The organism is Pseudomonas putida, assembly GCF_001941965.1.
GTDB lineage: Bacteria > Pseudomonadota > Gammaproteobacteria > Pseudomonadales > Pseudomonadaceae > Aquipseudomonas > Aquipseudomonas putida_L.
In genome coordinates, this window is the sequence record NZ_MKZO01000010.1 from 26,530 (window position 1) to 37,816 (window position 11,287).

11 protein-coding genes are annotated in these 11,287 nt (G+C 64.1%); 6 read left to right on the forward strand and 5 right to left on the reverse strand.

The genetic code is table 11. The features are described 5' to 3' along the window. Positions 1 to 29: 29 nt before the first annotated feature. Positions 30 to 722 carry a DUF2076 domain-containing protein gene (locus PSEMO_RS05840; RefSeq protein ID WP_075802199.1) on the reverse strand — a complete coding sequence of 231 codons (693 nt, stop codon included), beginning with the start codon at positions 720 to 722 and terminating at the stop codon, positions 30 to 32. Positions 723 to 861: 139 nt separating this feature from the next. Here PSEMO_RS05840 and PSEMO_RS05845 point away from each other — a divergent pair, with 139 nt between their 5' ends. Together PSEMO_RS05845 and PSEMO_RS05850 are read left to right on the forward strand one after the other, a co-directional pair. Beyond that, a complete protein-coding gene (locus PSEMO_RS05845; protein ID WP_075802200.1) occupies positions 862 to 1,527 on the forward strand; it encodes a hypothetical protein in 666 nt (221 codons plus the stop codon). A gap of 46 nt (positions 1,528 to 1,573) precedes the next feature. After that, on the forward strand, positions 1,574 to 2,656 hold the full coding sequence (locus PSEMO_RS05850; protein ID WP_075802201.1) for an endonuclease/exonuclease/phosphatase family protein: 1,083 nt from the start codon (positions 1,574 to 1,576) through the stop codon (positions 2,654 to 2,656). A 131-nt stretch (positions 2,657 to 2,787) separates the two neighbouring features. Here the strand turns inward: PSEMO_RS05850 and PSEMO_RS05855 are convergent, their stop codons facing one another. The 4 genes from PSEMO_RS05855 to glnT are packed head-to-tail and all read right to left on the reverse strand — an operon-like array spanning position 2,788 to position 7,090. Further along, positions 2,788 to 4,110 (reverse strand): FMN-binding glutamate synthase family protein, encoded by a 1,323-nt coding sequence (locus PSEMO_RS05855; protein ID WP_075802202.1) that lies wholly within the window; start codon positions 4,108 to 4,110, stop codon positions 2,788 to 2,790. Between the two features lie 20 nt (positions 4,111 to 4,130). Further along, a complete protein-coding gene (locus PSEMO_RS05860) occupies positions 4,131 to 4,805 on the reverse strand; it encodes a GltB/FmdC/FwdC-like GXGXG domain-containing protein (RefSeq protein WP_075802203.1) in 675 nt (224 codons plus the stop codon). Between the two features lie 11 nt (positions 4,806 to 4,816). Next, a complete protein-coding gene (locus PSEMO_RS05865) occupies positions 4,817 to 5,716 on the reverse strand; it encodes a class II glutamine amidotransferase (RefSeq protein WP_075802204.1) in 900 nt (299 codons plus the stop codon). Between the two features lie 39 nt (positions 5,717 to 5,755). Next, on the reverse strand, positions 5,756 to 7,090 hold the full coding sequence (glnT, locus tag PSEMO_RS05870; protein ID WP_075802205.1) for a type III glutamate--ammonia ligase: 1,335 nt from the start codon (positions 7,088 to 7,090) through the stop codon (positions 5,756 to 5,758). Positions 7,091 to 7,395: 305 nt separating this feature from the next. On the opposite strand from glnT, the gene PSEMO_RS05875 reads away from it, so the two are divergent. The 4 genes from PSEMO_RS05875 to PSEMO_RS05890 all read left to right on the forward strand — a co-directional run bounded on the left by PSEMO_RS05875 (position 7,396) and on the right by PSEMO_RS05890 (position 11,284). Next, a complete protein-coding gene (locus PSEMO_RS05875) occupies positions 7,396 to 7,989 on the forward strand; it encodes a helix-turn-helix domain-containing protein (RefSeq protein WP_075802206.1) in 594 nt (197 codons plus the stop codon). Positions 7,990 to 8,304: 315 nt separating this feature from the next. Further along, positions 8,305 to 9,171: a formyltetrahydrofolate deformylase gene (gene purU, locus PSEMO_RS05880; protein WP_075802207.1), complete on the forward strand. Its 867-nt coding sequence runs from the start codon at positions 8,305 to 8,307 to the stop codon at positions 9,169 to 9,171. Then, on the forward strand, positions 9,168 to 10,061 hold the full coding sequence (folD, locus tag PSEMO_RS05885; RefSeq protein WP_075802208.1) for a bifunctional methylenetetrahydrofolate dehydrogenase/methenyltetrahydrofolate cyclohydrolase FolD: 894 nt from the start codon (positions 9,168 to 9,170) through the stop codon (positions 10,059 to 10,061). Before purU ends, folD begins: the two co-directional genes overlap by 4 nt. Further along, a complete protein-coding gene (locus PSEMO_RS05890; protein ID WP_075802209.1) occupies positions 10,043 to 11,284 on the forward strand; it encodes an FAD-dependent oxidoreductase in 1,242 nt (413 codons plus the stop codon). Before folD ends, PSEMO_RS05890 begins: the two co-directional genes overlap by 19 nt. The last annotated feature ends 3 nt before the right edge of the window (positions 11,285 to 11,287 follow it).

The window sequence follows — 11,287 nt, forward strand, 5'->3', positions numbered from 1 at the left end:
GATGAGGCCCTCAAGAGCAACGAAGATCCTCAGACGTAATCATCGTCCGAGAAGAACCCGCCACCCTCATCGCCATAACTGCTGCTGTCATCCGCTACATACCGCTGGCTGTCATCATTCCAGCCGCCACCCTGGTCATTGACCTGGGCCGGCTCTTCCTTGATGACCTCGACGATCTCCTCCGGCTGCGAGTTGTGATGGAACAGGCTGCTGATCCCCTGCGCCAGCATCACGCCACCGGCGACACCGGCTGCGGTCTGCAATGCCCCCCCAAGGAAGCTGCTGGCGCCACTGCGCGCGGGTGCGGCTTGCTGCGCAGGTGGAGCTCCCCAGTTGGACTGCGGCGCCACACCCGGACCATCGCGCCAGCCGCCACTGCTCGAAGGCGCAGGCGCAGGAGCAGGTGCCGCCGCCGGCCGTGGACTGGACGACCCGAAGATGCTCGACAGGAACCCGCCGCTGCCTTGTTGCTGCGGCGCCGGTGCGGCGGCCTTGGCCTGCGCCAACTCCGCCTGCAACTGGCGATTCTGTTCGTCCATGCGCTTGAGCGCCGCTTCCTGGACCAGGATCGCCTGGGCCATGTAGTAAGGAGCCGCCGCATGCTGCTGAACAAGCCCGGCGATATGCGCCTGGGCCTGGGCGTCGCGCGGGGCGCCTTCGGCCTCGGCCTGGCGCAGCCTGGTGAACAGGCCTTCGATCAGGGTTTGCTCTTCGTGGTTCATGACGCGACCTCTCTGGATTACCGGTTGCAGTGAAGATTGGGACAAGCATGGCGCTTTCAAGCATCCCAGCCCATGAAACTTTGTTCAGGTTCTGCCCCTGAGCTAAAGTGACGCCTGCTTTGGACTTCGAAATCGACCCATGAATCCGCTCACCGTTCTGCGCGACTCCCTGTACTTCTTCCGCCGCCACCTGGTCAGCATCGCCGGGCTGTGCCTGCCGCTGGTGATCCTCGAGGCGCTGGCCGTCCAGTTGCTCTACGGCCAACTGGGCAAGGATGCCTCGATGGGCTACGGCCTGCTGGTCGGCCTGCTGTTCTATCCGCTGTACAGCGCCGCGCTGATCCTCTACCTCGACGCCCGCAGCGACGGCCACGAGCCGCTCAAGCGCAACCTGCTGGCCCGCGCCCTGCAGCTCTGGCCGTCGTTCGCCCTGCTGGTGGCGCTCAGTTCGCTGCTGATCATGTTCGGCATCTCGCTGTTCATCCTCCCGGGCATCTGGGTGATGACCAACCTGGTGTTCGCCGAATACCTGCTGGTGCTGCGCGGCATGGCGCCGATCGCGGCCATGCGCGAGAGCTTCCAGATGGTCCGCGGCAACTTCTGGCACATCCTCATCTGCATGCTCGGGGTGATGGCGCCGCTGTGGCTGATCAGCGGCATCACCCTGGGGCTGCTGCCCGAGGAAGTGAACCCGGTCCTGGAACTGCTGGTCAGTGTGTTCAACAGCTTCCTGCAACTGTTCAGCACCGTGGTCCTGTTCCGCCTGTACATGCTGGTCAGCGAGGCGCCAGCGGCACGTTCCTGAACACGGCGGCTATGCTCAACCGTCTACCCTGACCCGTGCGAGCCCGATGACCCGACTACTGCGCAATGTTTTGCTGTCCTTGCTGCTGATCGCCATCCTGCTCTGGCTGCTGGCCTCCCAGGCCGGTTGGCGGCCGGAGCTACTGGAAGACCTGCCGGTCGCCTGCACCGGCCCCGGCACCCCGCTGGTGCCGGGCCAGCCGTTGAAGGTGATGACCTGGAACGTGCAGTACCTGGCGGGCAAGCGCTATGTGTTCTGGTACGACGAAGCCCGTGGCGACGACACCCGCCCCACCGATGAAGACCTCGCCTTCAACCTCGATGAAGTCGCCCGGGTGATCCGTGCCGAGCAGCCGGACCTGGTCCTGCTCCAGGAGCTGGACAACAACGCCAAGGCCAGCGACTACCAGGACCAGCTCGCCCTCCTCCGCGAACGCCTCGCCGACCTCTATCCCTGCGCCGTCCAGGCCTATGACTGGAAGGCCGAGTTCGTGCCGGATACGCATATCGCCGGGAGTGTCGGGCGGACGCTGGCAACCCTCAGTCGTTATCCGATCCAGCGGGCGCAGCGGATGCAGTTGCCGCTGGCATCGGACAATGTCCTGAACCGCCTGCTCAAGCCACAGCCGGCGGTACTGGTCAGTTATCTGCAGATGGGTGAAGGGCAACTGGCGGTGATGAATACCCGGCTGGGCAAGCATGAAGCGGGCAGCGATGTGCAACTGCGGCAGGTGCAGGCGCTGGAGAAGATGGTCGATCAGTTCGAACGCCAGGGCACGCCATGGCTGTTGGGCGGGGATTTCAACCTGTTGCCGCTGGGGCAGTACCGAAGGTTGAAGCCGGAGCAGCAGCCGTTGTATTCGGCTGATAGCGAGCTGCATCTGTTGTGGGACAAGTACCCGATGATTCCGGCGAATGCCGAGGCGACGGGGGCGGATCGGGAGAAGTGGTTGACCCACTTCCCGAATGATCCGAGGTTGGAGGGGCCGGACCGGACGCTGGATTATCTGTTCCACAGTCCCAAGCTGCGGCGGGTGGAGGCTGAGGTGTTGCAGCAGGATACCCTGGAGATCTCGGATCATTTGCCGGTGAGTGCCCGGCTTTTGTTGCCTGTTCCTCCTCAATCCTGATCCATGCTTTTCAGGGTTCTTTCGGGCCCTATCGCTGGCAAGCCAGCTCCCACAGGTCCGGCGGTGCACGCGGTCCCTGTGGGAGCTGGCTTGCCAGCGATGAGGCCCGAAAGAGCAACCTCACTGTCGGATCAGTACTGCTGCCCCGGAACCCAACTGGTCCCCGCCAGCGGTACCCGGGCCATCGCCGCCGCTTCCACGGTCAGCGCCACCAGGTCTTCCGGATCGAGGTTGTGCAGGTGCGACTTGCCACACGCCCGGGCCATGGTCTGCGCTTCCAGCACCAGCACCCGCAGGTAATTGGCCAGGCGACGCCCCGCCTCCACCGGATCAAGACGCTTGGACAGCTCCGGATCCTGGGTGGTAATGCCCGCCGGGTCACGACCGTTCTGCCAGTCATCGTAGAAGCCCGCCGCCGAACCGATCTTCTTCAGTTCGTCATCCAGGCGCGGATGGTTGTCGCCCAACGCCACCAGTGCCGCCGTACCGATCGCCACCGCATCTGCGCCCAGCGCCATGGCCTTGGCCACGTCCGCACCGTTGCGGATACCACCGGACACGATCAGCTGGACCTTGCGGTGCATGCCCATCTCCTGCAGCGCCTGCACGGCCTGCGGAATGGCCGGCAGGATCGGGATCCCCACGTGTTCGATAAACACTTCCTGGGTCGCCGCGGTACCACCTTGCATGCCATCGAGCACAATCACATCGGCCCCGGCCTTCACCGCCAGCTTGACGTCGTAGTACGGGCGGCTGGCACCGATCTTCACGTAGATTGGCTTTTCCCAGTCAGTGATCTCACGCAGTTCGGCGATCTTGATCGCCAGGTCGTCCGGGCCGGTCCAGTCCGGGTGACGGCAGGCGCTGCGCTGGTCGACACCGATCGGCAGGGTGCGCATGCCAGCCACGCGCTCGGTGACCTTCATGCCCAGCAGCATGCCGCCGCCGCCCGGCTTGGCGCCCTGGCCGAGGACGATCTCGATGGCGTCGGCCTTGCGCAGGTCATCCGGGTTCATGCCGTAGCGCGACGGCAGGTATTGGTAGACCAGGTGCTGCGACTGCCCACGCTCTTCCGGGGTCATGCCGCCGTCGCCGGTGGTGGTGCTGGTGCCGGCGATGCTGGCGCCACGACCGAGCGCTTCCTTGGCGTTGGCCGACAGCGCGCCGAAGCTCATGCCGGCGATGGTCACCGGGATCTTCAGGTGGATCGGCTTCTTGGCGAAGCGGGTGCCGAGGACCACGTCGGTACCGCATTTCTCGCGGTAGCCTTCCAGCGGATAGCGCGACACCGAGGCGCCGAGCAGCAGCAGGTCGTCGAAGTGCGGCAGCTTGCGCTTGGTGCCGCCGCCACGAATGTCATAGATGCCGGTCTCGGCTGCGCGCTGGATTTCCTGGATGGTCAGGCGATCGAAGGTGGCCGATTCGCGCAGCACGGGAGTGTTTTTTTCGCTCATGGGAATGTCCTCGACGCGGATCAGTACGCGGATGCGTTATCGACTTTGAAGTTGTACAGCTGGCGTGCCGAGCCGTAGCGCTTGAAGCTCGCCGGGTCTTCCGGGAAGCCGGCGCGATTGAGCAGCTCGGCCAGTTCGGCCAGGTGCTCGGCGCGCATTTCCTTCTCGATGCAGTCCGAACCCAGCGACTTGACCTCGCCCTTCACGTAGATGCGGGTCTCGTACAGCGAGTCGCCGAGGGCGTCGCCCGCATCGCCGCACACCACCAGGCGACCGGCCTGGGCCATGAAGCAGCTCATATGGCCGATGCTGCCGCCGACCACGATGTCGACACCCTTCATGGAAATCCCGCAACGGGCACCGGCATCGCCTTCGATCACCAGCAGACCGCCATGAGCGGTGGCGCCGGCCGCCTGGGAGGCGCTGCCTTTGACCCGCACCGAGCCGGACATCATGTTTTCCGCCACGCCCACGCCGACGTTGCCGTGCACGGTGATGCTGGCCTTCTGGTTCATCCCCGCGCAGTAGTAGCCGGCATGCCCCTCGATATCGATGCTGACGGCCTGGTTCAGGCCCACCGCCAGGTTGTGCTTGCCGTCCGGGTGGGTGACCACCCACTCGCGGTCCTGCACGTCACCGTGCAGGGTCTGGTTCAGTTCACGCACCGAGGCGCTGGACAGGTCGATGGTTTTCATATGAATGCTCCTCAGGCACGTTCCCAGATGTACATGGTGGCGGGTTCGGGTTCCCACACTTTGGCTTTGTCGATGCCTGGCAGGCTGGCCAGGGCCTGGTATTCGGAGGCCATGGCGACGTAGTCGTCGGTTTCGGCGAGGATCGCCGGCTTGCAGGCGATCGGGTCGCGGATCACGGCAAAGCCGTTGCGGGTGCCGATGGCGAAGGTGAAGAAGCCGTCGAGGTCTTCCAGGGACTTGTCCAGGGCCTCTTTCAGCGAGTCGCCCTGGCGCAGGCGCCAGGTCAGGTAGCCGGCGGCAACTTCGGTGTCGTTGTCGGTCTCGAAGGTGATGCCTTCGCGCTTGAGTTCCTGGCGCAGGCGGAAGTGGTTGGACAGCGAGCCGTTGTGCACCAGGCACAGGTCGGCGCCGGTGGAGAACGGGTGGCTGCCTTCCATGGTCACGGCGCTTTCGGTGGCCATGCGGGTGTGGCCGATGATGTGGCTGCCCTTCATGCCGGCCAGGCCGAAGCGCTCGGAGATCTCCCGCGGCAGGCCCATGCCCTTGAGGATCTCGATGCTCTGCCCGGCGCTCATGATGCGCACGTCCGGGGCCAGCTCGGCGAGGGCCGCGCGCACCGGCTCTTCGGCGCTGTGGGCCTTGAGCACGGCGGCGCTGGCGTTCTGGAACCAGTCCAGGGAGCAGCCGAGGCGGCCTTCCAGCTCGCCCATCAGTTTTTTCCAGTCGTAGCCGACGTCGCCGGCCTGCAGGGTCAGCTTGACCCAGCCATCGGCCACTTCATCGCCGTAGATGGCGAAGCCGGCGCTGTCCGGGCCGCGATCGGTCATGGCTTCGAGCATGGGTTCGAACAGTTTGCCGAGCTGGCTTTCGAGCTCAGGCTTCTTCAGGTACAGACCTACGATTCCGCACATGGCGTTGTCTCCTTGGGGCAGTTGAATCGGGAATTCGGATCAGAAAAATTCGGTGTAGCGCTGGATCTCCCAGTCGGAGACATGCCGGCTGTACTCCACCCATTCCATGCGTTTCTGGCGGATGAACTCGTCGACGATCTCGGCCCCCAGCACCTCGCGGAACAGCGGGTTGGCGGCCAGGGCGTCGGTGGCTTCCTTGAGCGACTGCGGCAGGGTCTTGATGCCGCGGGCGGCGATCTCTTCGAGGCTGAGGTTGTAGAGGTTCTCGTTGCAGACGAAGTCCGGTTCCAGCTGGCGCTCGATGCCGTCGAGGCCGGCAGCGATGATCGCGGCGGTGACCAGGTACGGGTTGCAGCCGGCATCCGGCAGGCGGAATTCGAGGCGACCATACGGCACGCGGACCATGGCCGAGCGGTTGTTGGAACCGAAGGCGACGAAGGCCGGGGCCCAGGTCGAGCCGGACAGCGAACGGCCGACGACCAGGCGCTTGTAGGAGTTCACGGTCGGCGCGGCGAAGGCGCACAGGGCCGGGCCGTGGGCCAGCAGGCCGGCGGCGAAGTGGTAGGCCAGCTTCGACAGGCCCATGCCACTCGGGTCGCTGGCATCGTGGAAGAGGTTCTTGTTGCTGGCGCTGGCGATCGACAGGTGGAAGTGCATGCCGTTGCCGGCGCGCTTCGGATCGGGCTTGGGCATGAACGAGCAGATCATGCCCATGTCGTTGGCGATCTCGCCGGCGGCCATGCGGAAGAAGGTGAAGCGGTCGGCCGACTCCAGGGCGTCGCTGTAGGTGTAGTTGATCTCGAACTGGCCGTTGGCGTCCTCGTGGTCGATCTGGTAGATGTCGAAGCCCACCGGTTGCAGGGCTTCGGTCAGGCGCTCGAGGAATTCGCGGGAGCGGGACAGGCCCTTGTAGTCGTAGCAGGGCTTGTCGAGGTTGTCGGAGGCGTCGACCAGTTGCAGCTTGCCCCCGGCATCGCGACGGAACAGGCTGAATTCGGGTTCCAGGCCGGTGTTGAGGGTCCAGCCCTTGTCTTTCAGGCGCTCGACCTGCTGTTGCAGGACGTAGCGGGTGTCATACGGCCATGGCTCGCCGTTGACGTGACCGATGCACACGATGCGCCCGTAGCCTGGCTGCCAGGGCACCGGAATCAGGGTGGAGAGATCGCCACGGGCCATGAAGTCCGGGCCGTGGGGTTCCATGCCCATGCCGCAGATGGCGAAACCGGCAAAGCCGGCGCCATCCTCGGCGACCGCCTTGAGGCCGGTGACCGGGACGGATTTGGTCTTCGCGGCGCCATGGATATCGACGAACTGGGCCAGCACGTACTTGATGCCGTGCTGTTCGATGATGCGCTGCGTTTCAACTGGCAACATGGGTCTTCACTCCTGGAAAAGGGCAAGGCGGTCGATAAGGCAGGAGAACAAGGTTTCTAAGCAGGTCAGGTACGGCTGATTCCATCAAGGAAATTTAGTTTCCTGAGAGGAATGCAAGGCGCTTGCCAGTTTTGAAGACACAACAGGAAATGGCCCCGGCGTTGCACCGGCCTGCTGTTTATATGGGAAACTCTCTTTCATCCGAGGAAAGTCCCGGCCTTCGCCTGATCGCGGCCGGGATGTTTTGCACTTTCTCAGTGCGAAATTAATTTTCCTGAACCGAAAACAAGCAGGATTGACCGACCGTGACCACCGAGAACCCACCCCGCCTGCGCCTGGAGCAATACCTGGGCATGCAGATTCGCCGCGAGCGCCAGGCCCAGGAACTGAAACTGGCGGATGTGGCGCGCATCGCCGGGATCAGCCAGGGCATGTTGAGCAAGATCGAGAACGCCCAGGTCTCCACCAGCCTGGATATCCTCAGCCGCCTGTGCGACGTGCTGGGCATGCCCATGTCCAAGCTGTTCAGCCAGTACGACCAGCCCGATGGCAGCGCGATCCTGGTCAAGGCTGGCGAGGGGATGGAGGTGGTGCGGCGCGGGACCGAGAAGGGACATACCTATCAACTGCTCAACCACACCCGCGGGCCGAAGAAGAACTTCGAGGCGTACATGGTGAGCATGGATGACGCGAGCGAGGAGTTTCCGACCTTCGCTCATCCGGGTACCGAGTTTTTGCATCTGCTGGAGGGCGAGTTGGTGTACCGGCATGGCAACCAGCTCTATCACATGCAGGCCGGTGACAGCCTGACCTTCGATGGTGATGTGCCCCATGGGCCGGAGAAGCTGGTGCAGGTGCCGATCAAGTTGTTGTCGATCATGAACTATGGGAATGACTGAACTTCTCTAGTGCCCTTCAGGGCCTCATCGCTGGCAAGCCAGCTCCCACAGGTTCAGCGGTGCATGCAATCCCTGTGGGAGCTGGCTTGCCAACGATGAGGCCCTAAACCCCACCACAAAAATCCCCTGCCTTTCAGTTTCCTCCCAAGATAAAAATTTTCCCCACAGGCTAGACCTGCACCTTCCTTTCGCCTATAAAAGCGCAAAAGGAATATTTTATTCCCACCAATAAATAATCTTCACCGACAAAACCTCGCTTCACCGCTGAAATTTCCGCCTTGCGACCGCTGCCGCCACTTCATCCGAGGACCCGAAATGCATCACGCCACCAGCCACTACATCCTCAAGATCAGCTGTCCGGCCACCTCCGGCATCGTCGCGGCGGTCACCACCTACCTGGCGGAAAAAGGTTGCTACATCAGCGAGATGTCGCAGTTCGACGACGACACCAGCGGGCGCTTCTTCATGCGTGCGGTGTTCCGTTTCAACGACAACTACCAAGGCGACATCGACGAAGTCGAGCAAGGCTTCGACAGCGTGGCCCAGCGCCTCGACATGGACTGGAGCCTGCACGGCAGCACCCAGCCGATGCGCGTGCTGCTGATGGTCAGCAAGTACGACCACTGCCTGGCCAACCTGCTCTACCGCCACCACAAGGGCGAGATGGACATGCAGATCACCGCCATCGTCTCCAACCACCTCGACCTGCGGCCCATGGCCGAGCGCGAGGGCATCCGTTTCATCTACCTGCCCGTGACCAAGGACACCAAGTCGCAACAGGAAGCCGCCCTGCTGCAGATCGTCGAGGAAACCGGCACCGAACTGGTGGTCCTCGCCCGCTACATGCAGATCCTTTCCGATGACCTCTGCAAACAGCTTGCCGGGCGCGCCATCAATATCCACCACTCGTTCCTGCCCGGCTTCAAGGGCGCCAAGCCGTACCACCAGGCCTACGCCCGCGGCGTCAAGCTGATCGGCGCCACCGCCCACTACGTCACTTCCGACCTCGACGAAGGCCCGATCATCGAGCAGGAAGTGCAGCGCGTGGACCACGCCTACCTCGCCGACGACCTGGTGTCGGTCGGCCGCGATACCGAAACCGTGGCCCTGTCCAAGGCGGTGAAATACCACCTCGAGCACCGGGTATTCCTCAATGGCGACCGTACGGTGATCTTCCGGTGAATACTCCAGCCCCCATCAAGTTGATCGACGGCAAGGCCGCCGCCGCCCGCGTGATCGCGGAAGTGAAGACCCAGGTCGAAGACATGAAGGCCAAGGGCATCGCCCCGGCACTGACGGTGATCCTCGTCGGCCAGGACCCGGCCAGCCAGGTCTACGTGCGCAACAAGGTACTGCGCGCCGAGGAATGCGGCATTCGCTCCGAAGAGCACAAGCTGCCGGCGGACACCAGCGAAGCCACTCTGCTCGCCCTGATCGGCGAACTGAACGCCGACGACAGCGTCCACGGCATCCTCGTGCAACTGCCGCTGCCGGCCCATATCGATGAAACCCGCGTGCTCCAGGCCATCGACCCGCGCAAGGACGTCGACGGCTTCCACGCCGAGAACGTCGGCGGCCTCAGCCAGGGCCGCGACGTGCTCACCCCCTGCACCCCCGCCGGCTGCATGCGCCTGCTGGAAGACAGCATCGGCGACCTCAGCGGCAAGCACGCGGTGGTGATCGGCCGCTCGAACATCGTCGGCAAGCCCATGGCCGCCCTGCTGCTCAAGGCCCATTGCACGGTGACCGTGGTCCACTCGCGCAGCGCCAACCTGAAGGAACTGTGCCGCCAGGCGGACATCGTCGTCGCCGCCGTCGGCCGCCCGCGCCTGGTGGACGCCGACTGGCTCAAGCCCGGCGCCGTGGTGATCGATGTCGGCATCAACCGCATCACCGAGGGCGAGCGCTCGCGACTGGTGGGTGACGTCGACTTCGACAGCGCCCTGCCCAAGGTGGCGGCCATCACCCCGGTACCCGGTGGCGTCGGCCCGATGACCATCGCCTTCCTGATGAAAAACACCCTGACCGCCGCACGCCTGCAGCAGGAGGCCCCATGCCCTTCAATCTCCTGAAATACGGCCTGAGTTCCGAGTACCCGGCGGAGGTCGACCTGCCGCCGCCGACCGAGCTGAAGTCTTCCTACGACGTGGTGATCATCGGCGCCGGCGGCCATGGCCTGGCCATCGCCTACTACCTGTCGAAGTACCACGGCATCACCAATGTCGCGGTGCTGGAGAAGTCCTACCTGGGTGGCGGCAACACCGCGCGCAACACCGCGGTGATCCGCTCCAACTACCTGACCAGCGAAGGCGTGCGCTTCTATATCGAGTCGGTGCGGATGTTCCAGGAGCTGTCCAACGAGTTCGACTTCAACATCATGTATTCCGAACGCGGCCAACTGACCCTGGCCCACACCGACGCCACGGTGCGCGCCTTCCGCCAGCGTGCGGAAGTGAACAAGCATTTCGGCGGACGCACCGAGATGATCGACCGCCAGCAGATCCGCGAACTGGTGCCGAGCCTGAACCTCGACCCGGGCCATATCCCGGTGCTCGCCGGCCTCTGGCATATCGACGGCGCCACCGCCCGCCACGACGCCGTGGCCTGGGGCTACGCCAAGCAGGCGGCCAAGCGCGGGGTGGAAATCCACCAGCTCACCGAAGTCCAGGACCTGGTCATCGAGAACGGCCGCATCACCGCGGTGAAGACCAATCGCGGCACGGTGAAATGCGGTTGCGCGGTGCAGGCCATCGCCGGCGCCAGCTCGCTGATGCTGAAGAAAGCCGGGATCCGCGCACCGATCCACACCTACCCGTTGCAGGCCATGGTCACCCAGCCGTTCAAGCCGTTCCTCGATCCGCTGGTCAGTTCCTCCGCCCTGCACTGCTACGTGCAGCAGACCAGCCGCGGCGAGATCGTCTTCGGCGGCGGCTCCGACCCGTACCCGCTGTACAACACCCGCTCGACCCTGGACCTCAAGGAAAGCCTGCTGGCCCACGCCATCGAGATGTTCCCGTTCATGGCCAACGCCAAGCTGATGCGCCAGTGGGCCGGGATCACCGACATGACCCCGGACTACAGCCCGATCATGGGCCTGTCGCCGGTGAAAAATTACTACCTCGACGCCGGCTGGGGCACCTGGGGCTTCAAGGCCACGCCGATCTGCGGCAAGACCATGGCCGAGCTGGTCGCCAGCGGCGGCCGCGTGCCGGAGCTGATCAAGCCGTTCGCCCTGGAGCGCTTCAGCACCTTCCAGCAGGTCAACGAAATGGGCGCCACTGCGGCCAGCCACTAAGGG

What these genes read in the sequence shown, in the direction of transcription:
- PSEMO_RS05865 (WP_075802204.1), bottom strand. Translation starts at nt 5,716, where the DNA reads ATGTGCGGAATCGTAGGTCTGTACCTGAAGAAGCCTGAGCTCGAAAGC.
- PSEMO_RS05850 (WP_075802201.1), top strand. Translation starts at nt 1,574, where the DNA reads ATGACCCGACTACTGCGCAATGTTTTGCTGTCCTTGCTGCTGATCGCC.
- PSEMO_RS05840 (WP_075802199.1), bottom strand. Translation starts at nt 722, where the DNA reads ATGAACCACGAAGAGCAAACCCTGATCGAAGGCCTGTTCACCAGGCTG.
- glnT (WP_075802205.1), bottom strand. Translation starts at nt 7,090, where the DNA reads ATGTTGCCAGTTGAAACGCAGCGCATCATCGAACAGCACGGCATCAAG.
- PSEMO_RS05845 (WP_075802200.1), top strand. Translation starts at nt 862, where the DNA reads ATGAATCCGCTCACCGTTCTGCGCGACTCCCTGTACTTCTTCCGCCGC.
- PSEMO_RS05860 (WP_075802203.1), bottom strand. Translation starts at nt 4,805, where the DNA reads ATGAAAACCATCGACCTGTCCAGCGCCTCGGTGCGTGAACTGAACCAG.
- PSEMO_RS05890 (WP_075802209.1), top strand. Translation starts at nt 10,043, where the DNA reads ATGCCCTTCAATCTCCTGAAATACGGCCTGAGTTCCGAGTACCCGGCG.
- purU (WP_075802207.1), top strand. Translation starts at nt 8,305, where the DNA reads ATGCATCACGCCACCAGCCACTACATCCTCAAGATCAGCTGTCCGGCC.
- PSEMO_RS05855 (WP_075802202.1), bottom strand. Translation starts at nt 4,110, where the DNA reads ATGAGCGAAAAAAACACTCCCGTGCTGCGCGAATCGGCCACCTTCGAT.